Source organism: Pseudomonas syringae, from assembly GCF_002157375.1.
In the GTDB taxonomy this organism is placed as follows: domain Bacteria; phylum Pseudomonadota; class Gammaproteobacteria; order Pseudomonadales; family Pseudomonadaceae; genus Aquipseudomonas; species Aquipseudomonas syringae_T.
In genome coordinates this window covers 1-24,058 of sequence record NZ_MTSA01000004.1, presented here as the reverse complement: position 1 = coordinate 24,058, position 24,058 = coordinate 1, and the positions used below count along the sequence as shown (strand labels likewise).

Sequence of the window (24,058 nt, the reverse complement as noted above, 5' to 3'; positions counted from 1 at the left end):
GGCACGCAGCCGTGCGTTACAGATCGGACGCAGAGCGTCCAGAACGGCGCAACCCCGATGGAGCGTGGGGGCGAGGGTCGCGCTCAGGTGCATTTCTCGTTCCGACGCTCCGCGTCGGAATGCATTGGGTGACGCTCCCCTTCATGCCTGGGGCATCGAATCGAGAGGCGTAAAAGCCCTCAGAAACTCATCTCGATCACGTCATCCGGCACGATCAGTTTGCCGGCAGTCCTGGCGACGATTTCTTCCACGCTGACCCCAGGCGCGCGTTCGCGCAGGATGAACGCGCCGTTTTCGATTTCCAGGTAGGCCAGGTCGGTCAGCACCTTGCGGATGCAGCCCGCGCCGGTCAGCGGCAGGCTGCAGCGCGGCAGCAGTTTGGATTCGCCATCCTTCGACGCATGGGTCATGGTCACAATGATGTTGTCGGCACCGGCCACCAGGTCCATCGCGCCGCCCATGCCTTTGACCAGTTTGCCGGGGATCATCCAGGAGGCGATATTGCCCTCGACGTCCACCTCGAAAGCACCCAGCACGGTCAGGTCAACATGACCGCCGCGGATCATGGCAAAGGACTCGGCTGACGAAAATATCGACGCGCCGATACGTGCCGTCACCGTTTGCTTGCCTGCGTTGATCATGTCGGCATCGATGGTTTCTTCGGTCGGAAACGCCCCCATGCCCAGCAAGCCGTTTTCCGATTGCAGCATGACGTCGATGTCGTCCGGCACATAGTTGGCGACCAGGGTCGGAATGCCGATGCCCAGGTTCACGTAATAGCCGTCCTTGAGTTCACGGGCGACGCGTTGAGCCATTTGTTCGCGGGAAAGTGCCATAGTCTGAAATCTCTTTGTTGTTGTATGCCTGGAACGGCTCCGCAATCAGGGTTTTCTGACGGTGCGCTGCTCGATACGCTTCTCGAAAGTGCCCTGAATCACGCGGTCGACATAAATCCCCGGCGTGTGGATCTGGCTTGGCAGCAGCACGCCAGGCTCTACGATTTCTTCGACCTCGACCACGGTGATCCGGCCTGCCGTGGCCACAACCGGGTTGAAGTTCTGGGCGGTATGACGGTAGATCACGTTGCCGAAGTGATCGGCTTTCCAGCCTTTGACCAGTGCGAAGTCACCGGTGATGGCTTCTTCGAGAATCACGTTACGACCGTTGAACTGACGGGTTTCCTTGCCTTCCGCCACCGGTGTTCCGTAGCCCGTCGCGGTGTAGAACGCAGGAATACCGGCGCCGCCTGCGCGCAGTTTTTCAGCGAGGGTGCCTTGCGGGGTCAGCTCGACTTCCAGCTCGCCACTGAGCAATTGCCGTTCGAACAGGGCGTTTTCGCCCACATAGGAAGAGATCATTTTCCGGATCTGCCGGTCTTCAAGCAGGATGCCGAGCCCGAAGCCGTCAACGCCGCAATTGTTGGAAACCACCGTCAGGCCCTTGATGCCCATGCGCTTGATCTGTGCGATCAGGTTTTCCGGGATGCCGCACAGGCCAAAGCCGCCGCACAGCACCGTCATGTTGTCGGTCAGCCCGGCAAGGGCTTCTTCGTAGGTTGCTACTCGTTTATCGAGTCCAGCCATGATGATCCGCCTTTTATAGTTGTTGACCGGCAGTCGTGCTGCCAAAGGATCGTGTGGCTTGCATCTTCTCTCGGTGACACTGATTTGTTAATTTTGTTTTTCTGATCAATTGATAAGAAAAGCAAATATATGAACGTCAAACAGCTTCGGGCTTTTCTGGCAGTGGCGCAGTACTTCAGTTTCGCTCAGGCCTGTGAGCGGCTGAACGTGTCGCAACCGGCACTGAGCCTGACCATCAAGGGCCTTGAGGAGGACCTGGGCGGGCAGTTGTTGACGCGCACCACGCGCAATGTCGGCTTGACGCCAGAAGGCGAAACCCTGCTGCCGCTGGCGCGGCAGTTGTTGGCAGACTGGGACAACACCGAGGAACTGCTGCGCCAGCGCTTCACGTTGCAAACAGGGCGGGTGTCGATTGCGGCCATGCCGTCGTTCGCAGGCAACCTGTTGCCCGGCGCGCTCAAGGTCTTTCGCGGGCGCTACCCGAGGGTCAACGTTGCGGTGCATGACGTGATCAACGAGCAAGTGCTGGAAATGGTTCGCCATCGCCGCGTGGAGCTGGGCATCGGCTTCGAGCCGGAGTCCAGCGGTGCGCTGCTGTTCACGCCGTTTTGTATGGATCGGTTCGTGGCAGTCGTCGCCAGTGATTCGCCGCTTGCCGGGCGTGCCGAGGTGTCCTGGGCGGAACTGCTGCGCGAAGATTTCATTGCATTGCAGCGGCCTTCGGCGGTGCGCCTGCTACTGGAGCAGGCCATCGAACCCGGGCACGGCAAACTGTCTGTGGCGTTCGAAAGCCATCAGCTTTCTACCATCGGGCGAATGGTCGCCAATGGCTTGGGCGTCAGCGCCGTGCCATCGCTGTGCATCGGGCAGATGCAGGAACTGGGTGCGCGCTGCGTTGCGCTGGTCGAACCCTGCGTCGAGCGGCGCATCGGGTTGCTGATGCTGGCCGATCACAAGCTGTCAGCGGCTGCGCAGGCGTTGCGTGAGGTGCTGGTCGAGCATGCTCGGGAAAGTCGATAGCCACTATCACGTTGGTTGATTTTTGCTGCGGCAGGGGCGGGCGTAACCTTGCTTCATTCCCGACATGAAGCCTGCCCGGAGGCCCCAGATGAACCGTATAGTTGCCCTTGCGCTTGTCCTGACATTCACCGTTGCGCTGGTCTCCGGCTGCTCCACTCATCACGCGGTCGAGCAGCGCCCGTTCAGCACTGAAGAAAGCCATCAATTGGCGCTGGAAGACTTGAACCGTCGCGGTTTGTCGTTCGATGAATACCAGGCCCGCAAAGCGCAATTGCTGGCCGACCCCCAGACCCAGCAAGTGCGCGAGTTCGATAAAAGTGGCGAGACCAGCGTGGACCTCGGCATTCAGGCACAAAGCCCACGAGGCTGATCAGTCTGCTGATTGTTGCAATTCTCCGCCAACTGTACGGTAGAAAGTTTCACCCAGCTGTCCGTGTGTTTTGTGCAAGGCATTCGATAGGGTAAGTGACTGACTTACTGATCCGGACAGGTTTTATGGTGCTCTCTTTCGATTTACTCCTCGCCTTTGCGCTGTTCGCGTTCGTGACTTCGGTGACCCCCGGCCCGAACAACATGATGCTGCTGGCCTCCGGCGTCAATTTCGGTTTCAGCCGGACCCTTCCGCACATGCTGGGCATCAGCCTTGGCTTTTTCGTTCTGGTGCTGGCCGTCGGCTTCGGGCTGGGCAGTGTGTTCAAGACCTGGCCGCTGCTTTACACGATTCTGCGCTACGTGGGCGGTGCCTATCTTCTGTACCTTGCCTGGAAAATTGCCACGTCAGGCCCGGCCGCCGAAAACGTCGAAAGCAAAGGCAAGCCGATCAGTTTCATGAGCGCTGCGCTGTTTCAATGGGTCAACCCCAAGGCCTGGATCATGGCGATCGGTGCAATCAGTGCGTACACCCCGATGCAGGGTTACTTCTATAACGTGGTGGTGATCTCGGCGGTGTTCACGTTGATCGGTCTGCCCTGCGTGGGCATGTGGGCCGGCTTCGGCAGCTTTTTACGCAACTTCCTGCGCGACCCACTTGGCCTGCGTGTTTTCAACGGCGTGATGGCGGCATTGCTGGTGGCGTCGCTGTACCCGCTGTTTATCGAGCACTGAGCCTGGCGTTACAAGGCCAGTTGCAAATGCCCGCCTGCCTGTTGATGACGTGCCTGCAATCGGCGTTGCAGGCCGTGGTAGAAGTGTTCCAGCCCTTCATGCAGCCGCTCGGTGAGAATGTCGTCCAGCGTGCCGCCTTCTTCATTGTCGCCATAGGCGATCTGGGTATCGATGGCGAAGATACCGTGCAGCACTTCCTGTGATTTGAGGGCGGAAAGCACCGGTTTGAGGGCGTAATCCACAGCCAGCATGTGCGCAATGCTTCCACCGGTTGCCAGCGGCAAAACCACTTTGCCATGCAGTGCGCGCTCCGGCAGCAGGTCGAGCAGGGTTTTCAGTGCGCCGGAAAATGACGCCTTGTAGACCGGCGTGCCGATCAACAGGCCATCGGCCTGGCTGACCGCTTCGATGAAGGCCAGCACTTGAGGGCTGTCGAAACGGGCGAAGAGCAGGTCTTCGGCATTGAAGTCGCGAATGCGCAGCGTCGTGACCCCGACACCTTGTTCTTGCAGCCATCGGCCCGCGTGGGCCAGTACCACCCCGGAGCGGGATTTGGGAGACGGACTGCCTGAGAGTGAAACAACGAGCATGCGGAAATTCCTTGCGATAAGCGTCCCTCTGCAAAGCAGCTTGTGTGCCAGCCTGTTGCAATCGTCTCAATGCCCCGGCGATACGGGGCTTCGCACGGATTGCCGAGTGGTGACGGTGTCCGCTTGCTGACACCTCAGCCGGTAACTGTTGAATGGCTGTTGCTCCGGCAACAGTTCCGGGCTGTTCTGCAGGCAAAAAAATCCCTGCAACCAGGGTTGCAGGGAGCCTGTGGGGTGGCAGTCCGATCAGTTGCGAAACGCGGCACCGGTCTGTACGACACTGGCCGAGCCGAGCAACTGGCTGATAAACCGGCTCCAGCGGGTGATGTCGGCCGGGCCGACGAATACCACGTCCTGAGCCTTGAGCTCGAACTGTCCGGCCAACAAGTACGCGGTCGGCTTTTTGGCATTGAGGTGGTAGACAGTCGAGGGGGCATCGGCGAAGTTTTCTGCGCCGCGTATCACGTAGACCGCGTCACCGTCAGCGCTGTCCGGGCTCAAGCCGCCCGCGTTGCCCAATGCCTCCAGCAGCGTCAGACGCGTCGTGCCGAACGAAATGACCTGCGGGTTGCGTACTTCGCCCAGCACGTAGATCTTGTTTCTCGAGTTGCTGTTCAAGTGCAGATAGTCGCCGTCCTTGAGGAATATCCGGCTCAGTTGCGAGCCTTTGCGGTTCAGCGAGTCAATGTCGATCAGGTAGTCCTGGCCGTCACGTCGCAGGGTCAGCCCGGCCAGGTTGGCGTCTGTCAGGTCAACGCCCGCGACGCTGACCGCCTGCACCAGGCTCAACGGGATATTGGTGATCGGTTGCGGGCCGGGAACCTTGAACGAACCGGACAGCAATATGCGCTGACTGTTGTAGCGCAGCACTTTCACGTCAACCTTGACCTCCGTGTATTGAGGCGCCAGCCCCATGCGCAATTGTTCGCGCACTTCGCTGACGGTCTTGCCGCTGGCACGAATCCGTCCGATGTAGGGGAAATAGAGTGTGCCGTCGTTCAATACCTCGCGGGTATTGGCATCCAGCTGGTCCTGAGACCCCGGCGCCGTCAATTCCGGGTGTTCGAACACGGTCACCAGCAGGGTGTCGCCCGCGCCGATCACGTATTCCGGGGTCTTGTAGTCAAGCAACGCCTGCGGCAGTGCTTTGGCATCGGCGATGTCACGCTGCTGCTGACGTTGCAGACTTTTCGGGGTCATCTCGACCAGACGCGCTTTGGGTTCTTCCGGGTCGCTGAGGGTGACGTCGTCTTGCGTCATGTGTTGGCCGGGGGCAAAGGCGCAGCCTTGCAGGATCAGGCAGGCGAGCAGTAAAGCGACTGGCGTTCGGTTCATATCACGGTTCCTTTCATGGCATGGCTCCTTGTGCGTACGAGGTCCCGGACTGCGTAAATTAAATACACCGTCCGGGCCGAGGGTGGCCTCGGCGTTCGTCAGAGAAGGGAAGAGTCAGAAGGCGTTTTTGTTGACGAACCCTTTGAGCAGCGTCAGCAGAATGATTTTGAGGTCGAGCCAGACCGACCAGTGCTCGATGTATTCCAGATCGAATTCGACCCGCTTGCGCATCTTGTCCAGCGTGTCGGTTTCGCCGCGCCAGCCGTTGATCTGCGCCCAGCCGGTGATGCCGGGTTTGACCTTGTGGCGCAACATGTAGCCGCGGACCTGCTTGCGGTACTGTTCGTTGTGCGCCACGGCGTGCGGGCGCGGGCCGACGATGGACATTTCGCCGTGCAGCACGTTGAAGAACTGCGGCAGTTCATCCAGCGAGGTGCGCCGCAGAAACGCGCCCAGTGGCGTGACTCGCGCATCGTTGCGCGTGGCCTGATGCACCACGTCACCGTTTTCCAGCACGCTCATGCTGCGGAACTTCCAGACCATGATCGACCTGCCGTCCAGGCCGTAACGTCGCTGGCGAAACAGCACCGGGCCAGGTGAGGTCAGCTTGATGGCGGTGGCAATGAGCAGCAGCGGCAGGGCGATCAGCAGCAGAATCAGGCTGGACAGCAGAATGTCTTCAATGCGTTTGACCAGGCTCCAGGCACCGTCCATGGGCGAGTCGAAAATGCTGATGCTGGCCAGACCGTTGATACTTTCGCTGCGCGCGTGCAACAGGTCGAACATGAACACGTCCGGAATCAGGTACACCGACGCGGTGGTATCGCTCAGGCCGGTGATCAGCTCGCGCAACTGTGGTTCTGCGCTGAAGGCGAGGGTGATGTAGACCTTGTCGATTCGTCCGGCGCGGGCATCCTCGATCAACTGATCCAGATCGCCCAGCACCGGCAGGCGGCGCCGGTCGGCGTCCTGATTCATTTGTTGCGGGTGCGAGTCATAGAAGCCCAGCAGGTTCAGGCCCATCCACGGCGCGAGGGAAATCGAGCGTGCCAGCCGCTCGCCGACCTGGCCGGTCCCGACGATTGCCACCCGACGGGTGTTGAAACCATGCCGCCGCAGTGTGTGCAATGCAAGGCGGATCAATAGCCGATACCCGCACAGCGTTGCAAGGACCAGGGCGAACCAGCTCATCTGCTCGTTATCCGGCATCTGCAAACGCTTGAGCAGCAGGTAATTCAACGAGAGCAGGATGACAAAACTCATTGCCCAGTAATGGAACACCTTGGTCAGCTCGCGCAGGATGCGTTCGCCGCGCCACGAGCCATATAACTGATGATATTCGCTGAACCAGTGGAACAGCAGCACCGCCAGGATGACCTGAAACCAGGTCTCGGTGCTGCTGATCGTCGTCAGTCCGGTCTGCCAGTAACCCATTGATACAATCACTGCCAGATCCAGCAGTCGATGGGCCAGCGACAGCGCTGATTGGTGGGCATGCAGAATGCCGCGAATGGACATAGACATCGGCGGCTTCCTCACACGGATTTGATGGGAACGACACGGCCCGGCAAGTCGCTGCTGGTTATCGGTGACGGGTGAGCGATCCAGTGCTGCTGAGGCAGGCGTGCCAGATGAATCAGGTGGGCCGTGGCCAGGCGGCTTTCGACGAACGCCTGGATTTCCTGCTCGAAGCGCAGCACTGAAAAGCGCTCGGCATTGGCCTGACAAGCCTGTGGCGTAATGCGTGATTGCTCTGCTTCGAATTCGCCAATGGCGGCGATCAGCGATGCCACGTTCTGCTGTCGATAAAACACGCCGGTCGGGTGGGGGTGATCAAGTCCCTGGACGGTTTCCAGTACGCCGCCCTTGCCGAATGCAATCACCGGCGTACCGCAGGCCTGAGCCTCGACTGGACTGATGCCGAAATCCTCTTCGGCAGCAAAGACAAAGGCCTTGGCGCTGCGCATGTGTTGCAGCAAAACGGCAGCCGGCTGAAACCCCAGCAACGTGATGTTGGGCGAATGGCAGGCAAGGGCGCGAGCCTTGGCCAGGTCCGGCCCCTCGCCAATCATGATCAGGCGCTTTTCCGGCATGGCAGCGAAGGCCTCGACGATCATCGGCATGCGCTTGTAAGGCACCATGCGTGACGCGCTGAGGTAGAAATCCTGACGCGCACCCTGCGCAGTGAAACCCAGCGTGTCGACTGGCGGGTAGATGACCGTGGAGTCTCGTCGGTAAGCCTTGTCTATGCGGGCACTGACAAACCCCGAGTTGGCAATGAATGCATCCACGCCGGTCGAGGTGCGCTGGTCCCACAGGCGCATGTAGTGCAGAACGAGGCGTGCCAGTCGGCTTTTGATCCCCTTGTCCATCCCGGATTCCTGAAGGTACTGATGCTGCAGGTCCCAGGCGTAGCGAATGGGCGAATGCACATAGCTGATGTGCAGTTGCCCCGGGCCGCTGAGCACACCTTTGGCCACTGCATGGCTGCTGCTGATGATCAGGTCATACCCGGAAAGGTCCAGTTGTTCGATGGCCAGCGGCATCAACGGCAAGTAGCGTTGATAGTATTTTCGGGCGCCGGGCAGGTTCTGAATGAACGTCGTTTTCGGCTTTTTGCCGCGCAGATGCACGCGGTCCTGATCGCTGAGAAAGTCGATCACGGCGAACAGATCAGCGTCCGGCCAGATATTGATCAAGGACGCGAGTACGCGTTCGGCACCGGCATACGTCACCAGCCAGTCGTGGACGATAGCAATTTTCATGAGGGCTCCTTGCTCGATGTGCTCACGCTGTTGCAGACGTGGCAATGTGTCCGGCGATGCAGCGGTCGGTTCAGGGCTTGCCTGAAGAGGTTCGTGGGGCCACAGGTTGTTTACCGCGCACATCGTCAGCGGGCGCCAGCAGCGCATCGATGTGCCGGGAAAGGCGCAATGCGGACAGTTCCCATGAAAAGCGTTGAACGTTTTCCAGCCCTTGCTGGCGTAACGATTGGCGCAGTGGCGCGTCGACCAGTACGCGCTGCATCGCAGCCGCCATATGGCTGACGTCCAGCGGGTCGAAATACAGCGCGCTGTTCTGCAGCACCTCTGGGATCGAGGCGGCATTGGCTGCCAGCACCGGGCAGCCGCAGGCCTGGGCTTCCAGCGGCGGGATCCCGAAGCCCTCGTACAGAGACGGGAACACGAAGGCAATAGCCCCTTGATACTGCTCGATCAGTTCGGCATCACTGAGCCGCCCCAGAAAGCGGATGCGCGGGTCGCGACAGGCCAGACGCTGTAAGTCAGGATCGGCGAACACGCCGGTCGCTGCGCCGACAATATGCAGTTGCAGTTCTGCGTGGCCACGCAGGCTGAGAAACGCCTGGATCATCCGGTTGAAGTTTTTGTGCGCAGCGGGTGACGAGACGGCCAGCAGGTAGTTCGGGCGGTCGGGATTGACCGGGCGCGGTGTGAACGCATCACTGACCGCTGCGGGCACGACCAGCACCTTGTCCTTGGGATACCCGTAGAACGAAGATATTTCCGCTCGGGAAAAACCGCTGCCGGTGATCAGGGTTCTGGCCCTGGACAGCAGGATCGGGGTGATGGTGCGGTAGGCCAGCCGGAATAGCCGGGTATAGCTGTGCGGGTAGCGAACATAGTTGATGTCGTGATGGGTCGCTATCTGGTTGCCATAGAACATCGGCCCTGTGTTGCTGATCGAGATCAGCAGCGGGCTGCCCTGACGTTTCAGGTACAGCGGCAGATCGATCTGCTCCCACAGATGACCGGTGGTGTAGCCGATGCGTTGTGCGTCCAGCGCACGGGCACAGTCATGCAGCCTGATGGCGCGCGGTGCCACGAAAACCAGATCCTTGCGCAGGCGCTTGAGCGCCCGGCACATCTGTTCTGCATAGCGCTGCACACCACTGATGTCCTGGGTGAGAAACCGTGAATTGATGAAAATCATCTCTAGCTTCCTGCTGTTGAGGTTGATTTGGCTGAAATCAGGCGCGTGCGCCGCGCCAGGTGATGCGGTCCTGAAGCGTCTGGGCAAAAATGCTTTCGTACTGATCCAGCATCAGGTCCAGGTTCAACAAGGACGCGACACTGTTCCGAGCCTGACGGCTCAGGCGTGCCAGCAGGTCGGGTTGCTGATGCAGTTTGAGCATCGCCAGGCCCAGCGAATCAGGGTCATCGGGGCTGCACAGCAGACCGTTGAGCGGGTCCTGAATGATTTCCGTCAGCCCGCCCATGCGGCTGGCGATCACCGGACGGGAATGCGCACAGGCTTCGACGGCCACCATGCCGAACGGCTCGTTCCACATCGAAGGAACGACGGCCACGTCGATCTGCGGATAGAAAATGTCGGGCTGCTGAAAGCCGACGAAGCGGATGCGGGGCGAAGTGGCCAAGGCCTTGAAGCGTTTCTCGTCAGCCAGTTGGCCGCGCCCTGCGATCTGCAGGGTGGCGTTGAACGGCAAGTGCTGGAACTGATCGATCAGCCATCCCACCCCTTTGTTTTCCGACAGCGTGCCCAGGTAGCCGAAGCGCAGTGGTGCGGCATCATCCGGGGTGAGCCGCTCGGGACGCGGGGGTGAAAACGGGCTGGCGTTATGCACCACATAACCGCGCGCGCCCTTGAAATAGCCCTGAGCCTGAAGGGTGTCGAGCATGAAGCGGCTGACCCCCACAACGGTGCTGACTTGCTCTGATTGTCGAGCGTGATGCTTGCGAAACTGCGAACACATCCTGCACGGCTGCTGGCAACTCCGCCCGTTTTTGAACATGGTGCTACTCGGACACAGCAGGTAAAGATCGTGCAGCACCTGGACGATGGGGCAATCGGCACTGCTGATTTCGTCCCAGGCCGACACCGACCAGCCGGTGAGGTTATGGCACACCACCAGCTCCGGTTGTTCGGCCGCCATCACCCGGCCTACGTACTCGCGCATGCCGGTGTTGTAGCGATCACGCCAGTGCCAGCCCAAGCGCGCCAGACGGCCGGGCCGTTGGGCGGTGAAGTGCCAGTAGCGGTTCAGCAGCCCGGCCCGATAGACCTTGATGCGATTCACTTCCGCCAGTTGCAGTCCTGGCTGATCGGAGGTGGCCAGCACCACCACCGTATGACCGCGCTGCTGAAGACCTTCGGCGGTGCGTTGCAGAATGATTTCCGCTCCACCGCCGATATCGGGTGCGTAAAGGCTGCTGATAAAGAGGATTTTCATAGCGGGTACGACTCGTTCAGGCCCAGTACGCTGGCTTCCCCCTCGCGAATGGCATGCTTCAGCAGGTGCAGGCGCAGCATGGCGTCATGACGCCGTGCGTAAAGACTCAGCATGCAGAGAAAGACCAGACGATTGAGTCGGTGGCTCAGCGCGGAGGATGCCCAGACATGCTTGTCGAACCAGGCCTGATTGCGCGCTGCGTAATAAGCGCGCAGATCCGATCCGCCCAACAGGTAGTTTTCATAAACGTTACGGGTACGCGCCTTGATGTTCCAGGAGTCTTCCAGGTCATCAAGCCGTGCATCGGTGACCAGGTACAACGTGCCGCCACTTTCGGTAATCCGCCAGGTGTACTCAGTGTCGTCCGCGTACAGTTTGAGCGCATCCATTGGCTGGCCGATCTTCAAGTACAGGCTGCGATGGGCCAGCAAGCCTCCATAGGTCGCAAAGGGCAATTGCACCAGCTTCGGCAAGGGGCGGACCGTCTGAGGCCGGCCCCAGGGCAGGCGGCGCCAGATCTTGTAAGGCAACTGGGCCATGTGAAAACCAAAGAAACTCGAGCGACGCTGAATGGCGTAACGCAGTGGAACGTCAGCGGCGATATCGGCCTGGTGAGTCGGTCGGAAACCGAGCACCGCAGTGCTGTCCTTGCCGCCGTTTTCTTCCTTTTCGTGCAGCGTTCGATGCAGCACGTCGATGGCGTCGAGGGTCGGCGCGTTGTCATCGTCCATCAGCCAGATGTAATCGTCCCCGGCGTCGAGCGCAGCCTTGATGCCAACCGAATAACCGTTGGCCGAACCGGTGTTGTGGGAAAGCCGGATCACCTGAACCCTGTCCGGCCACTTTTCGCAGAGCGTGTGCAGCGGCGCGACGGATGCATTGCTGACGATGATGACCCGGTTGATCAGCGGGCTTTGCAGCGAGCGGCTGACCAGCGTGTGCAGATAGTCGAGACGGTCACCATAAGTGAGCGTCACGAGGGTGGTCTGGCAGGGCATGATGCGGTTCCGGTGCGAGTGGCATGGACGATGCGGTGTGTGGCGGCGTTCTAGGGGCGCAGCGCGCTCAAGCGCTGACTTCAACGCGTGACAGGCTGCTGATGGGCAGCACCACTTTGTGCTGGCGTTGCAGCAGGTTGAGCAGAATGACGGCGCGCTCGGTGCCGTCCGCCGTCAGGAAAATGGCCTCTACAGCACTCAGGCTGCCCGCCGTGATCAGCACCGTATCGCCCCGGGTAAATCGGGTATCGGCTGGCGGTGCAGACAGACGCTGGCGGATCTGCTCGATCAGAGCGTCGCGAACCGGCACCGGTTGGCCGCCGAAGGTCACGATGCGCGAGACCCCACGGGTAGAGCGGATCGGGTACCAGTTGTCATGCACCCGGTCCATGCGAATGAACAGGTAGCCAGGGAACAGTGCTTCTTCAGCCGGCAGCCTGGCAGCGGTCTTTTTCGCTGTCGCCTGCAACGGCCGGTAACACTCGAAGTGCTGGCGTTGCAGATGTTCTGCGGCGCGGGCTTCCTGGCGTGGTTTGGTCTGGATCAGGTACCAGCGAGCATCCTGTTCAGCGAGGAGCATGGTTAATTCCTTTTAAATGAAACGGCTCGGGCATCGGTTATCGCGTGCAGGTGCCCTGGCTATCGGGGCGCTGGATGGTAGTGGTAGCCATAGGCGGCGCAGTCGTAGTCGGAGGTCATGGCCTTACGCACCACTGCGTTGAAAATGGCCCCTTTGATCAGAATCCCGTTCTGACCCAGACGGCGTTTGCAGGCCTCGATCTCCTTGATCGTGGTCATGCCGAAACGGGCGACCAGCAGGCAGGTGCCGGCCTGACGTCCCACCAGCGTGGCGTCGGTCACGGCCAGGATGGGGGGCGTGTCGATCAGAATCAGGTCATACAGGGGCGACAGTTCGGCGAGCAGTGTGTGGAAGTTGTCATGCATCAGCAGCTCCGAAGGATTGGGCGCCGCGAAACCGCAGGAGATGAGCTCCAGGTGCCTGATCCGTGTCGGGTTGATGACCTCGCTGTAGCGCAAACGCCCGGCCAGTGCGTCGGACAGACCGTGCCTGGGTTGCAGACCAAAGACGCGGTGCAAGTAACCTTTGCGCATGTCGGCATCGATCAGCAGCACCCGCTTGCCGGTCTGGGCAATGATCGCCGCCAGATTGGCCGATACGAAGGATTTGCCGGCGCCCGGCGTCGGGCTCGAGATCATCAGCACGTTATTGCGCGCTTCAAGCATGGCGAAGTGCAGGCTGGTGCGCAGGCTGCGCAATGATTCGATCGCCAGTTCATGGGGTGCTGCAATGCTCAGCAGTCTCGGCTCAGGTGTGGCCTGGGTGTTCTTGCTGTGTTTCTGCAGACGATCCTGCTGACGCGAGTAGGCCAGCGATGCGTAGACCGGAGTACCGAGACTTTCAATGACCTCTGCGCTTTCAATGCCGCGATAGAACGCGTGGCGAATGAAGATGATGATCACCGCCACCAGCACGCCGATCAGCGATGCAATCAGCACGATCAGTTTTTTCATCGGTTTGACGGGCTTTTCGATGTTGCTGTCGGCATGGTCGATGATCCGCACATTGCCGATGCTGCCGGCCCGCAAGATGTCCTGTTCCTGGCTCTTGTTGAGCATCAGGGTATACGTCTGGCTGGTGACCTGCATGTCGCGGGTCAGGCGCAGCAATTCCTGTTGCGTCATGGGCAGTGCCTCGATCTTCTTCAGCAGGCCCTGCTTCTGTTGCTCCAGCTGATTGATCTGGCTCATCAGGCTGCGGTAAGTCGGGTGTTCGCGGGTATACAACCGCTCCAGTTCGACGCGCTTGAGTTTCAGTTCGGAAAGCGACGCGTCGAGGCTGACCACCTGATCGAGCACACCTTTGGTTTCAATGCTCAGGTCCACGGACCTGGCGCTGGTCTGGAAGTTGTTCAGGGCGACTTCCGACGCTTCCAGTTGCCGGCGCACCGCAGGCAGTTGCGAGCGCAAAAACTCCAGGCGCTGAGCGGCTTCTGCAGAGCTGCGCTCGACGTTCTGGCGGACATACAGATCGCTCACCTCTTGAAGAATCCGATTGGCCTTTTGCGCATCCCGGTCTTCGATGGACAGGTAGATGATCCCGGAGTCTCTGCCGGCTTCGGTAATCTTCAGGCGGTTTTGATAATTCAACGCGGTGCTGAACGTGCGTTGTCGGGATACCGTGAAGTCAGTGCCGGGACGCGCCTGCAACAGTGCGACCTGAATCTTGACTCCGTTGCCTTCGACAATGCGGTCGACGCCACCGCGGAGCAGCAGGCGATTCTCGCCATCGTAGAGCGAGAACTGGCCGGGCTGGCCTGCGGTCAGGGTCAGGTTTTCGCCGAGCAGAGCGTCCGGCACCTCGAGTTGAAAGACCTCGATCTTTTCGCCGCCCCACGCGTATCGGGTCAGGCCGAACAACGGTTCTGCCACTGTGCGTTGGCGTCCGGGCGTGAAGGTGCGATACAGGTACGGGCCGATCACCGGGAAGAAGTCCGGCGTCTGCAGTACGTTGAGCTTCAGATCGTCGACGACTTTGCCCAGCAGTGCGCGGGATTTGATCAACTCGATTTCCGTGGTCGCCTGTGACACCGATGTCGGTCTGCCACTGATCTCTGGCGTGCCCTCGATGCCGATTTTCCTGGGTTCTATCTGGATCATGGCATTGGCCTGGTATTGCGGTGTCGTCAGCACCGCGTAGGCCAGCCCTATCAGAAAGAACAGGCTGACGGTCCAGAAAATCAGGGCTTTGTGATCCAGCAACATCCGAAGGACAGCGGTCAGGTCGATGCGTGAGTCCTGGTAGTCATCCAGGGCGTGACGGTTCATGACGGTCATTTATTGTGTCTCTTCTGACTGAAGATGAGGAAGCCAGTCGTCGATGCACCGCGAAAGCTGCGCATAGGTTTGTTCAAACGCTGAGAGAGGGCGTCGATAGGGGTCGACGATGTCGAGCGGACCTTGCCAGCGCCCCATGAGGAACGTCCTGCCGCGCACTTCGGGCGCTGATTTGAGCACGTCGCGAACATGCGCTTGCTCCATCAGCAGGATCAGGTCCGCCCGCTGAAGCTGTTCGCGGCTGACCTGGCTGGCGGCGTGGTCTCTGAGCTGGACACCATGAGAATCAAGCACTGAACGGGCCGCCGGGTCTATCGGCGAGCCTGACAAGGCCGCGATGCCTGCCGACCGAACGCATAGCGCTGTGGTATTCAGGCGCTGCTGCATCATGGCCACCGCCATCTTGCTGCGGCAGACGTTGCCGACGCACAGCACCAGGACGTTACTGAACATGGGGTTTGGAGGGCGCCGGCAACAAGCGCCTGAGCAGATTGCCGACGACGTTGCCCGCCATCTTCAACACCGTCTGAAGCTTGCGGCGAGGGGCAAGTGCAGCCAGCGCCAGGCAAGCCGTCTGCATCAGAAAATGCTCATACAGTGGCTGATCACCGATACGGTTGTAGTAGTTGGCCAGACTGGAGCAGGTCAGCAGGTTCATGTGTATCTTGCGTTTGTCGCTGCGCATGGAGAACACCCCGCCAGGGTGCAGCCGGTACGCTGCCGGCTTGATCTCGGCCATGAACTTGCCGCTGCCATAGGCCCCTAGCAAGGACCACCAGCACAGGTCGTTCAGCGGCGCGATACGGATATTCAACTCTGCGGGCATGGTGCTGAAGACATTGCGAAAGCACGTGGTCAGGGTCGACAGCCGACGTGCTTTCTGTAATTCCAGCGCCGTCGCATCGGCGCGCAGGCGGCCTTGTAACTGCACGCCGTACTGGCCGTTTTCGTCAAAGGCGAACGCATCGTGGTAGGTGATGACGCAGTCGGGATGGCGCTCGAGAAAGTCGACTTGCAGCTGCAGTTTGCACGGGTCGGTCCAGTAGTCGTCGGCTTCGCAATAGGCGATATAACGGCCGCGCGCTTTGGCAAACAGCCCCGGAACACAGGGCAGGCCCTGGCTGTACTGATTGACCTGTTGATAGAAGGGTCGAATGATCGTCGGGTACCGCTCGGCGTATTGCGCAATGATGCGCGCCGTGCCGTCGGTGGACGCATCGTCATTGATCAGGATTTCGTAAGTGAAACGCGTCTGCTGTGACAGGAAACTGTCCAGCGCCTGGGCGATGAAGGCTTCCTGGTTATAGGCCGGGCAAACGATGCTCAGCAGCGGCGGCTGGGCAGCCTTCTTTTTTTCGATGACATCCATCATGGCTCAGGTACTCGGTTTGCTGAACAGAACGTAGATTTTCGCCATCAGCGGCCGGTGGCTCGCCACCACCAGCGCCAGCGTGATCAGCCCACTGGCGACCATCGCCAGAAGCAGGCTGCTTCGGCTTTGGTCTGCGATCAGGCGAAACACCGGTTCACTGATCGCCAGACCGGCGACGGTCATGATGCTGATGCGCACAATGTCGTTGAGCCATTGCCGATGAATGCCCGGCGCCAGACGCTGATGCACGATCATTGGCCAGATGGCGAAAGAGATCACACGCAGAAAAAACCACGCCAGTGCCGCGCCATAGACGCCTTGGTAATGAATCGCGAGACACATCACCGGCACCGTGATGACGGTTGAAATCAGGCTGTACCCGAGGTGCAGCCGCATCTGGCCATACGCGTATTGCAGGTAAAACTGGAAAGCGCTGGCGGCCATGATTGCACTGCCCAGCGCGTACCAGCCCAGGACCGGACGAATCCAGTGCGCGGCTGCTGCGTCGCCGGTCCAGGTGAAGATCAGCGGTTCGGCACGCAGGGCAATCACGGCAGCCAGTGGAAAGAGCACGCTGCAGGCAGCGCGATTGGCCCCCAGAAACAAGGCATGCATGTCGTCGCGTCGGCCTTCGGCCATCAACACGGTCATGCGCGGCAACAGCGTCTGGACCAATGGATTGGTCAGCATCAGGATGCCGGTGGTGATGAGCGCAATCAGGGAAAAATAGCCGTACTGGTCCAGCGGCAACCGGTTTGACAGCAGCGCCTTGTCCATCTGGGTGAGCACAATCCACAGCACCGCACTCAACGACAGGCTGCCGGCAAAAGGCAAGACCGGTTTGACCCGTTGCCAGTCCAGGCCACTCAGCCAATGCGGCGCGGGCATCTGGCGCCGAGCCTTGCAGGCGAACACCAGCGTCTCGATCAGCCCGACCGCTGCCTGAAATTCAAAAAAGTGTCGCGGGTCCTGGGAAAACCGGCTGACCAGTATCAATCCGCCGACATAACGCAGCGTGGCGATCGACACATTGGCTGCGTTGAGCCAGCCATGCTGTTCAAGGCCCTGTAGGCCGCTTTTATAAAGGGTCGAATACAGGCGCAGGGCGATGATCATCCCCATCAACCCGATGCAGTGGGACAGGGTGTCGGGTTGCAGCGTGTTTGCATTGAGCCAGCGCGTAGCGATCCATGTGCTCGCGGTCAATACGAGCAGGCCACTGGAGACCGCCAGTGGCAGAAATATCAGCTCAAACGAGCGCAGCAGCCCTCCGAGGCTTTGCTCGCGCACAGGGATACCCCTCTGATGCGCCACGGCGCGGACCAGGCTGGGAGACAAACCGGCATCGAGCAATTGCAGCCAGGCTTGCAGCAGGGTGAAGAAGCCGATCAGGCCGTAGGCCTCGGCACCCAGATGGCCCAGGTAGAAAGGCATGATCAGGATCCCGATCAGCAACACATAGGCCTGACCGACGTAGTTCAGGAGCGTGTTTCGGAGCACCGAGCGTTGGCTAACGGAGGAACTGCTGGTCATGACGGTCAGTTGACCTGTGCAATGGCAGGCGTTCCATAACCTGAGGCCCCGAGGCTGCAGGCTTCGAGCAGCGTACGGATGACCAGGTGCTGATCGCTTTTTTGCAGGCCGGGATAGATCGGCAGGCACAGCACCCGCTCGCTCAACGCCCGAGAGACGGGTTGGGCCGGTTGCGGTTGCAAGTACTCAAGCGTGTCCAGCGACGGGTAGAAGTAGCGTCGGGGGTTGATCTTGCGCAGGTTCAGCGCAGTACGGACCTCTAGCAACTGTTGCTCGTCGCGCAGGGCCACCGGGTAATAGCTGTTATTCAGCTCGCTGTCTGTCTGGGGTTGTTGCAGGTCCAGGTAGCTTTCCAGCGCTGACGTGTAGCGGTAGGCAATTTCTGCACGCTCTTCGAGAATGCTGTCGATATTGTCCAGAACGCACAGCCCCATCGCTGCAGAGAACTCATTGAGTTTGGCGTTGATGCCGATGCCGTCGACCTTGTCCACGCCGGAGATCCCGAAGTTGCACAGCAGGTGCGCGCTCCTGGCCAGTTCGTCATCGTTGGTGATGATCGCGCCGCCTTCGATGGTGTGAAACAGCTTGGTGGCATGGAAACTCAAGGTGCTGATGTCGCCATGGTTGAGCACGGATTGACCCGAATGGCGAACGGCGAACGCGTGCGCGCCGTCATAGATCACCTTGAGTGAATGCGTGCGGGCAATCTCCTGAATGGCTTCAACGGCACACGGATTACCGAACACATGAGTGCCGACAATCGCCGTCGTGTCCTCGGCGATGCTGTTGCTGATGTGCTGTGGCGAGATGTTCCAGGTGGCCGGATCGATATCCGCAAAGATCGGTCGGATACCTTCCCATTGCAGCGAGCTACTGGTGGCGACGAAACTGAACGGGGTTGTCACGGCGCTGCCTTTCAGGCCCAGCGCGCGATACGCGACCTGCAGAGCCAAGGTGCCGTTGTTGGTCAGAATAATGTGCCGGACGCCCAGATAGTCCTTGAGGCGATCGGTCAGCTCCTTGGCCAGCGGACCATGATTGGTCAGCCAGCCGCGGGCATAGATACCTTCGACGTAGTGTTTGAACTGATCGATATCACCCAGGTAGCTCTTGGTCACATTAATCATCGAAGCCTCCATGTTTCTCTGAATCAGGTGGGTGCCGAACGGGTGACCGGACACGTGCGGAATGGAGGCGCTGCATTGCACCAGGCAACGCTACCGCCATACCGAACGTGTTCAGTACTTTCAAAAGGGGGATTCAAGAGTCAACAGACATCAGCCAGCACTCGAAGAGCACTGAGGAAATAACTAACGGCGTGGGACAGAACAGCGGCCAACTTCGACGTGGTGATCCTGACGCCTGCTCTTTGGCATTGGCTTAACGATCAGGATGCGTCTGACAGGCCTATATATCGGTGGCAGCAGGGTATCTGTCAAATTATTTCGTCAGTCTTCTGTTGTTTTTTTGATAAAGGGTTCCTGCCTATTTTCTAACCCTTTGATTCTTAAGTGCGTCAAAAAAACAACAACCTTGAACTGCATTTAACTGACACCTCCGATGGGCGCACACGAAGCATGAGTGGTTCCTGGATTGTCCTCGTCCTGGCAAGATTTTTTGCTGGTTTCAGTGCTTTATATTCACTTTTGTTCTATTTGTCTTACAATTAAGTATTTTTGGTTCTATGTTGAAGCGTGCATGATCCTCGCATGGTCTTTGATGTTCGGGTTCAAGCCTGGCGCGACGTACGCCGTTCAGACGCACGGTGGGGTCTTCAGTCTCGACATTTCCCGGCTGTGCAATCCAGAGGAAAGTGCATGAACGAATCAGTGCTGTATTTTGATTACGCCGCCACCACGCCCGTGGATGAGCGGGTTATCAGGGTGATGGTCGAGTGCCTGGGAGCGTCAGGCAATTTCGGCAACCCGGCCTCCAGCTCTCATTCGTTCGGACAAAAAGCCCGTGTTGCGGTAGAGCATGCACGGGAACAGGTCGCCGGCCTGGTCGGCGCTCAGGCTTCACAGATCATCTGGACATCCGGCGCGACCGAGTCCAGTAATCTGGCGCTCAAAGGTGTCACTCAGGAGCGTGCAAAGCGGCTGGCAACCCGAACCGGTCACCTCATCACCAGCCAGATCGAACACAAAGCGACCCTCGATACCGCCCGGCAACTTGAGGATGAAGGCATCGAGGTCACCTGGCTTGCGCCTGACAGCCAGGGTTTGATCAGTGCCGATGCGGTCAGCGGCGCGTTGCGCGAAGACACATTCATGGTCTCGCTGATGCTGGTCAACAATGAGCTGGGCACGGTCAACGACATCGCTGAGATCGGCCGGCGTGTTCGGGGGCATGGCGCGTTGCTGCATGTCGATGCAGCGCAGGGCGCAGGCAAACTGCCGATTGACCTGCGTCGGCTTGCGGTTGATTTGATGTCTTTCTCGGCGCACAAGGTCTACGGCCCCAAGGGTATCGGTGCATTGTATGTAGGCCCGCGTGCAGAGCAGAGGCTACTGGCTCAGATTCATGGCGGAGGCCACGAGTGCGGCCTGCGTTCCGGCACACTGGCGACGCATCAGATCGCCGGAATGGGCGCTGCCTTTGCCCTCGCTGCCGAGACGCTGGGTGACGAAGTTCGTGAGATCGAACGGCTGAATGGTCTTCTGCGCCAGCGACTGTCCGCGATACCGGGCGTGTGTATCAACGGCAGCCCCACACGGCGGGTTGCCCACACACTCAGTTTCACGTTTGGCAACAATGATCTGGACGTGGCTGCGCTGGGTAAAAAGCTTGCGTTCTCCTCAACCTCGGCATGCAACTCTGCGAAAAACCTGCCTTCTCACGTTCTGCTGGCATTGGGGTTGAGCCCGCAGGCGGCCAGCCAGACCATTCGGCTGAGCATGGGCCGCTTCACGCGCGAACAGGACGTCGAGCGCGCGGCCGGATTGATTAAAGACGCTCTGATTCAGCCTGCGTTCTGGGCGGTTGCTCAGTCTCGATGAGTGCTCCATTATCTGAACCAGCGAAAGCAGTCTATTTTCGGGTCAGCAGGAGAATCAATGAGCACGCAATCCTACGTCGGTTCAGAAGTGGCAGAACGTCTGGCGCAAACCCGCGCCTTGATGAGCCGGGAGCGCATCGATGCCTATCTGGTGCCGTCGGCGGATCCGCACCTTTCCGAATACTTGCCGGGCTACTGGCAGGGGCGTCAATGGCTGTCAGGTTTTCAGGGGTCAGTCGGTACGCTGATCATCACTCAGGATTTCGCCGGCATATGGGCCGACAGTCGTTACTGGGAGCAGGCAACCAAAGAACTCGCCGGCAGCGGTATAGAGCTGGTCAAGTTGATGCCTGGCCAACAAGGCCCGCTTGAATGGCTGGCCGATCAGGCCAAGGCAGAAAGTGTGGTGGCGGTTGATGGTGCGGTCCTGGCCGTTGCCTCTTCGCGCACACTGGCCAGCAAACTCTACGAGCGCGGTGCCCGCCTGCGGACCGACATCGACCTGCTTATCGAACTGTGGCAAGACCGCCCGGTCTTGCCGACGCATCCGATTTACGAGCACCTGCCTCCACAGGCCTCGCTGACCCGTGGTGAGAAGCTGACTCGCGTCCGTCAGGCCATGATCGAACGCAAGGCGGACTGGCACTTCATTGCAACACTGGATGATATTGCCTGGTTGTTCAATCTGCGCGGGGCTGACGTCTCGTATAACCCGGTGTTCATCTCCTTTGCCCTGATCGGTCCGCAGAGTGTCACGCTGTTTGTCGACGCCAGGAAGGTGCCGGAAGGTGTGCGCGCGAGTCTTGAGCGCGACGGCATCAACCTCATGGAATACACGCGCATTGGCGCGGCCCTGCGCGAACTCCCTAAAGACGCACGCTTGCTGGTGGACCCTGCCCGTGTCACATGCGGGTTGCTCGATTACCTCGACAGCGAAGTCACGCTGGTCGAAGGGCTGAACCCCAGCACCTTGCTGAAGTCACAAAAAACCGAGACCGATGCTGATCACATTCGCCATGCAATGGAGCAGGACGGGGCCGCGCTCTGTGAGTTCTTTGCCTGGCTGGACGGTGCGCTGGGGAAAGAGCCCATCACTGAACTGACGATCGATGAAAGGCTCACTCAGGCGCGGGAGCGTCGCCCGGATTATGTGTCGCCCAGTTTCGCAACAATCGCGGGTTTCAATGCCAACGGGGCAATGCCGCATTACCGCGCAACTGAAGCGGAGCACGCGCACATCGAGGGTGATGGTTTATTGCTGATCGATTCGGGTGGCCAGTACCTGGGCGGCACCACCGACATCACCCGCATGGTTGCGATAGGAACGCCGAGCGCCGAGCAGAAGCAGGATTGCACGCGTGTGCTCAAAGGGGTTATTGCGTTGTCGCGCACGCATTTTCCAAAGGGCATTCTTTCGCCGCTGCTGGATGCCATCGCTCGCGCGCCGATCTGGAGCGAAGGCGTCAACTATGGCCACGGAACAGGGCACGGGGTGGGGTACTTCCTGAACGTGCATGAAGGACCGCAGGTGATTGCCTATCAAGCACCTGCGACACCGCAGACCGCCATGTTGCCCGGCATGATCACGTCCATAGAACCAGGCACTTATCGCCCGGGGCGCTGGGGTGTGCGCATCGAAAACCTGGTGATCAACCAAGTGGCGGGTACAACCGAGTTCGGCGACTTTCTGCGTTTTGAAACCCTGACGCTTTGCCCTATCGACACCCGCTGCCTTGAAACATCAATGTTGAACGAAGAAGAGCGCAACTGGCTGAACGACTACCACGCGCAGGTCCTGGGGCGTTTGAGCCCACTGCTTCAAGGCGCCGCGCTGGACTGGTTGCAGGCCCGAACGGTCGCCGTCTGAACAAGGCTTCGGTTGCCGCAGGTTCAGTCCTGCGGCACCGGGTTGCTCAGCGGTGTGCTTTTCTTGCAGACGATAATCATGCTACGGCTGGTGTAGCCCGCAGGGTTCAGGCCAAAGGGGTAGTCTTCCGGTTCTTCAGCGACATCGCCTGATTTGGCAATGACCTTGAAGGTTCTCGACGCGCAAGCGTTCGTCGCCAGCTCATAACATTTGGCCCAGGACGAGGTGAGCCCTGAACAGTTGATGTGAATGCCGCGCTTGCCTGGCATCACCGGCTTGGAGGTGGCGGCACAACCTGCCACCGTGAGCATGGCCAATACGATAAAAAAGTATTTCATTCCTTTCCTTAGCGGGCCATCACTGATCGCGGTCCATCTTGGCCGCTGCATCATGGGTCGTTAAAAGCGTAGTGCAGCATCTCGAAAATGTGTCGGTCAGGTGTAAACATGGCTCATGCGCGTGACAAATGCTAGTGCTGCATCGCTTCTCGTCGACTGGCGTGTTCAGTCTGCAGGCACCAACTGGGGTTTGGCGTTTGCCGAACTCAGGGTCGCACCGATCGATGCAAAAATGATTGCACCAATGGCCAGCCATTGAGTCAGCGATAGATCCTCATGAAGAAAAACCAAGCCTGACAGCGCTGCGAAGACCGGTTCCAGGCTTGCCAGAGTGCCAAACGTTCGCGCCGACATGCGCGTCAGGGCGATCATTTCCAGGCTGTAGGGCAGGGCGGTCGACAAAATCGCTACACCCAGCGCTGCGGGTATCAACGAAATGTCCAGCAATGCGCTGCCGGCATGTATCACCCCGATGGGGGCAATAAACAGAGCGGCAATCATGACGCCCAGCGCGGCGGTCTGAACACCATTGTCTGCGCCGGCCTTCTGGCCGAACACTATATAAGCTGCCCAGCAGACGCCTGCGCCGAGTGCATAGCCTGCGCCGACCAGGTCGATTGCGGCGTTCGAACTCCCCAACGGGATCAACAGCAACAGGCCAATGACGGCGAGTGTCACCCAGAGAAAGTCTATGGGCTTGCGTGAGGAGAGCAAGGCCACGGCCAACGGGCCGGTGAACTCCAGGGCAACGGCGATACCCAGCGGAACTGTCTGCAGTGACATATAGAAGAGGAAATTCATGCAGCCCAGCGCAATGCCGTAAATCACCACGGTGCGCAGTGACTTCGCAGTCAGGTTCGCTCGCCAGGGGCGAAGGATGACAAGGAGTATCAAGCTTGCGAATACCAGCCTCAGGGTGGTGGTGCCTTGGGCGCCCACCACGGGGAAAAGGCTCTTCGCCAGCGAAGCGCCGCTTTGAATCGACACCATGGCGATAATCAGTAGCCCCAGAGGGAAAAGGGCTGAAAGGATACTGCTGGATTTGTGAGGCATTTCGGCTTTTGCGTCCTGGGTGTGATCTGGGCTCTGAAGGTCAGACATGATGAGGAATAAATGATAACTGAGCAATATATTGCTCAGTGGCTTGTGTTCTTCTTATATAGATAACCTTGGTATAACGGATTTCAGGGTTTTTGAAATTAACGGTTGACGCCCTCTGTGATCTGTCTATAATTCGCCCCACTTCCGGCGCAGA

The 24,058-nt window shown here is 59.4% G+C and carries 22 protein-coding genes; 5 read left to right on the top strand and 17 right to left on the bottom strand.

Annotated features, from left to right (window positions below):
- Positions 1-179: 179 nt before the first annotated feature.
- Positions 180-836, bottom strand: coding sequence for a CoA transferase subunit B (locus BW686_RS05430; protein ID WP_084915146.1), 657 nt, complete (start codon positions 834-836; stop codon positions 180-182).
- A gap of 45 nt (positions 837-881) precedes the next feature.
- A complete protein-coding gene (locus BW686_RS05425; protein ID WP_084915145.1) occupies positions 882-1,583 on the bottom strand; it encodes a CoA transferase subunit A in 702 nt (233 codons plus the stop codon).
- A 129-nt stretch (positions 1,584-1,712) separates the two neighbouring features.
- Between BW686_RS05425 and BW686_RS05420 the strand changes: the two genes are divergently transcribed.
- From BW686_RS05420 to BW686_RS05410, 3 genes are all read left to right on the top strand, one after another.
- Entirely contained in the window at positions 1,713-2,603 is an 891-nt protein-coding gene (locus tag BW686_RS05420) for a LysR family transcriptional regulator (protein WP_084915142.1), read from the top strand.
- A gap of 88 nt (positions 2,604-2,691) precedes the next feature.
- Complete coding sequence (locus tag BW686_RS05415; RefSeq protein ID WP_084915140.1) at positions 2,692-2,973, top strand: hypothetical protein; 282 nt, start codon at positions 2,692-2,694, stop codon at positions 2,971-2,973.
- A 125-nt stretch (positions 2,974-3,098) separates the two neighbouring features.
- Positions 3,099-3,707, top strand: a complete 609-nt coding sequence (locus BW686_RS05410; protein WP_084915137.1) for a LysE family translocator — start codon at positions 3,099-3,101, stop codon at positions 3,705-3,707.
- Positions 3,708-3,715: 8 nt separating this feature from the next.
- On the opposite strand, the gene ssuE is transcribed toward BW686_RS05410, so the two are convergent.
- From ssuE to BW686_RS05345, 13 genes are all read right to left on the bottom strand, one after another.
- Complete coding sequence (gene ssuE, locus BW686_RS05405) at positions 3,716-4,297, bottom strand: NADPH-dependent FMN reductase (protein WP_084915135.1); 582 nt, start codon at positions 4,295-4,297, stop codon at positions 3,716-3,718.
- A gap of 246 nt (positions 4,298-4,543) precedes the next feature.
- On the bottom strand, positions 4,544-5,632 hold the full coding sequence (locus BW686_RS05400; RefSeq protein ID WP_084915132.1) for a polysaccharide biosynthesis/export family protein: 1,089 nt from the start codon (positions 5,630-5,632) through the stop codon (positions 4,544-4,546).
- Between the two features lie 114 nt (positions 5,633-5,746).
- Positions 5,747-7,156, bottom strand: coding sequence for an undecaprenyl-phosphate glucose phosphotransferase (locus BW686_RS05395; RefSeq protein ID WP_084915130.1), 1,410 nt, complete (start codon positions 7,154-7,156; stop codon positions 5,747-5,749).
- Between the two features lie 11 nt (positions 7,157-7,167).
- Positions 7,168-8,397 (bottom strand): glycosyltransferase family 4 protein, encoded by a 1,230-nt coding sequence (locus BW686_RS05390; RefSeq protein ID WP_084915127.1) that lies wholly within the window; start codon positions 8,395-8,397, stop codon positions 7,168-7,170.
- Between the two features lie 70 nt (positions 8,398-8,467).
- Entirely contained in the window at positions 8,468-9,583 is a 1,116-nt protein-coding gene (locus BW686_RS05385; RefSeq protein ID WP_084915126.1) for a glycosyltransferase family 4 protein, read from the bottom strand.
- 37 nt (positions 9,584-9,620) lie between these two features.
- Entirely contained in the window at positions 9,621-10,841 is a 1,221-nt protein-coding gene (locus BW686_RS05380) for a glycosyltransferase family 4 protein (protein WP_084915123.1), read from the bottom strand.
- Entirely contained in the window at positions 10,838-11,839 is a 1,002-nt protein-coding gene (locus BW686_RS05375; protein WP_084915121.1) for a glycosyltransferase, read from the bottom strand. The genes BW686_RS05380 and BW686_RS05375 overlap by 4 nt, the downstream gene beginning before the upstream one ends.
- A 67-nt stretch (positions 11,840-11,906) precedes the next feature.
- Positions 11,907-12,419, bottom strand: coding sequence for a transcription/translation regulatory transformer protein RfaH (rfaH, locus tag BW686_RS05370; RefSeq protein WP_084915118.1), 513 nt, complete (start codon positions 12,417-12,419; stop codon positions 11,907-11,909).
- Positions 12,420-12,478: 59 nt separating this feature from the next.
- Positions 12,479-14,695 carry a polysaccharide biosynthesis tyrosine autokinase gene (locus BW686_RS05365; protein WP_084915116.1) on the bottom strand — a complete coding sequence of 739 codons (2,217 nt, stop codon included), beginning with the start codon at positions 14,693-14,695 and terminating at the stop codon, positions 12,479-12,481.
- Complete coding sequence (locus tag BW686_RS05360) at positions 14,696-15,148, bottom strand: low molecular weight protein-tyrosine-phosphatase (protein ID WP_084915113.1); 453 nt, start codon at positions 15,146-15,148, stop codon at positions 14,696-14,698.
- Positions 15,138-16,064, bottom strand: a complete 927-nt coding sequence (locus BW686_RS05355; RefSeq protein ID WP_084915110.1) for a glycosyltransferase family 2 protein — start codon at positions 16,062-16,064, stop codon at positions 15,138-15,140. Before BW686_RS05355 ends, BW686_RS05360 begins: the two co-directional genes overlap by 11 nt.
- 6 nt (positions 16,065-16,070) lie before the next feature.
- On the bottom strand, positions 16,071-17,600 hold the full coding sequence (locus BW686_RS05350) for a lipopolysaccharide biosynthesis protein (protein ID WP_084915108.1): 1,530 nt from the start codon (positions 17,598-17,600) through the stop codon (positions 16,071-16,073).
- A 5-nt stretch (positions 17,601-17,605) separates the two neighbouring features.
- Entirely contained in the window at positions 17,606-18,727 is a 1,122-nt protein-coding gene (locus BW686_RS05345; protein WP_084915105.1) for a DegT/DnrJ/EryC1/StrS family aminotransferase, read from the bottom strand.
- Between the two features lie 690 nt (positions 18,728-19,417).
- On the opposite strand from BW686_RS05345, the gene BW686_RS05340 reads away from it, so the two are divergent.
- On the top strand, positions 19,418-20,599 hold the full coding sequence (locus BW686_RS05340) for a cysteine desulfurase family protein (protein WP_084915103.1): 1,182 nt from the start codon (positions 19,418-19,420) through the stop codon (positions 20,597-20,599).
- A gap of 57 nt (positions 20,600-20,656) precedes the next feature.
- On the top strand, positions 20,657-22,465 hold the full coding sequence (locus BW686_RS05335; RefSeq protein WP_084915100.1) for an aminopeptidase P family protein: 1,809 nt from the start codon (positions 20,657-20,659) through the stop codon (positions 22,463-22,465).
- Positions 22,466-22,488: 23 nt separating this feature from the next.
- Here BW686_RS05335 and BW686_RS05330 read toward each other — a convergent pair whose 3' ends face one another.
- Both BW686_RS05330 and rhtA read right to left on the bottom strand, forming a co-directional pair.
- Entirely contained in the window at positions 22,489-22,803 is a 315-nt protein-coding gene (locus BW686_RS05330; RefSeq protein ID WP_084915098.1) for a hypothetical protein, read from the bottom strand.
- 165 nt (positions 22,804-22,968) lie between these two features.
- Positions 22,969-23,856 carry a threonine/homoserine exporter RhtA gene (rhtA, locus tag BW686_RS05325; protein WP_084915633.1) on the bottom strand — a complete coding sequence of 296 codons (888 nt, stop codon included), beginning with the start codon at positions 23,854-23,856 and terminating at the stop codon, positions 22,969-22,971.
- Positions 23,857-24,058: the final 202 nt, after the last annotated feature.

What these genes read in the sequence shown, in the direction of transcription:
- BW686_RS05360 (WP_084915113.1), bottom strand. Translation starts at nt 15,148, where the DNA reads ATGTTCAGTAACGTCCTGGTGCTGTGCGTCGGCAACGTCTGCCGCAGC.
- BW686_RS05415 (WP_084915140.1), top strand. Translation starts at nt 2,692, where the DNA reads ATGAACCGTATAGTTGCCCTTGCGCTTGTCCTGACATTCACCGTTGCG.
- BW686_RS05430 (WP_084915146.1), bottom strand. Translation starts at nt 836, where the DNA reads ATGGCACTTTCCCGCGAACAAATGGCTCAACGCGTCGCCCGTGAACTC.
- ssuE (WP_084915135.1), bottom strand. Translation starts at nt 4,297, where the DNA reads ATGCTCGTTGTTTCACTCTCAGGCAGTCCGTCTCCCAAATCCCGCTCC.
- BW686_RS05350 (WP_084915108.1), bottom strand. Translation starts at nt 17,600, where the DNA reads ATGACCAGCAGTTCCTCCGTTAGCCAACGCTCGGTGCTCCGAAACACG.
- BW686_RS05425 (WP_084915145.1), bottom strand. Translation starts at nt 1,583, where the DNA reads ATGGCTGGACTCGATAAACGAGTAGCAACCTACGAAGAAGCCCTTGCC.
- BW686_RS05420 (WP_084915142.1), top strand. Translation starts at nt 1,713, where the DNA reads ATGAACGTCAAACAGCTTCGGGCTTTTCTGGCAGTGGCGCAGTACTTC.
- BW686_RS05380 (WP_084915123.1), bottom strand. Translation starts at nt 10,841, where the DNA reads ATGAAAATCCTCTTTATCAGCAGCCTTTACGCACCCGATATCGGCGGT.
- BW686_RS05395 (WP_084915130.1), bottom strand. Translation starts at nt 7,156, where the DNA reads ATGTCTATGTCCATTCGCGGCATTCTGCATGCCCACCAATCAGCGCTG.
- BW686_RS05400 (WP_084915132.1), bottom strand. Translation starts at nt 5,632, where the DNA reads ATGAACCGAACGCCAGTCGCTTTACTGCTCGCCTGCCTGATCCTGCAA.
- BW686_RS05410 (WP_084915137.1), top strand. Translation starts at nt 3,099, where the DNA reads ATGGTGCTCTCTTTCGATTTACTCCTCGCCTTTGCGCTGTTCGCGTTC.
- BW686_RS05390 (WP_084915127.1), bottom strand. Translation starts at nt 8,397, where the DNA reads ATGAAAATTGCTATCGTCCACGACTGGCTGGTGACGTATGCCGGTGCC.
- rfaH (WP_084915118.1), bottom strand. Translation starts at nt 12,419, where the DNA reads ATGCTCCTCGCTGAACAGGATGCTCGCTGGTACCTGATCCAGACCAAA.
- rhtA (WP_084915633.1), bottom strand. Translation starts at nt 23,856, where the DNA reads ATGCCTCACAAATCCAGCAGTATCCTTTCAGCCCTTTTCCCTCTGGGG.
- BW686_RS05345 (WP_084915105.1), bottom strand. Translation starts at nt 18,727, where the DNA reads ATGATTAATGTGACCAAGAGCTACCTGGGTGATATCGATCAGTTCAAA.
- BW686_RS05375 (WP_084915121.1), bottom strand. Translation starts at nt 11,839, where the DNA reads ATGCCCTGCCAGACCACCCTCGTGACGCTCACTTATGGTGACCGTCTC.
- BW686_RS05385 (WP_084915126.1), bottom strand. Translation starts at nt 9,583, where the DNA reads ATGATTTTCATCAATTCACGGTTTCTCACCCAGGACATCAGTGGTGTG.
- BW686_RS05330 (WP_084915098.1), bottom strand. Translation starts at nt 22,803, where the DNA reads ATGAAATACTTTTTTATCGTATTGGCCATGCTCACGGTGGCAGGTTGT.
- BW686_RS05335 (WP_084915100.1), top strand. Translation starts at nt 20,657, where the DNA reads ATGAGCACGCAATCCTACGTCGGTTCAGAAGTGGCAGAACGTCTGGCG.
- BW686_RS05340 (WP_084915103.1), top strand. Translation starts at nt 19,418, where the DNA reads ATGAACGAATCAGTGCTGTATTTTGATTACGCCGCCACCACGCCCGTG.
- BW686_RS05355 (WP_084915110.1), bottom strand. Translation starts at nt 16,064, where the DNA reads ATGGATGTCATCGAAAAAAAGAAGGCTGCCCAGCCGCCGCTGCTGAGC.
- BW686_RS05365 (WP_084915116.1), bottom strand. Translation starts at nt 14,695, where the DNA reads ATGACCGTCATGAACCGTCACGCCCTGGATGACTACCAGGACTCACGC.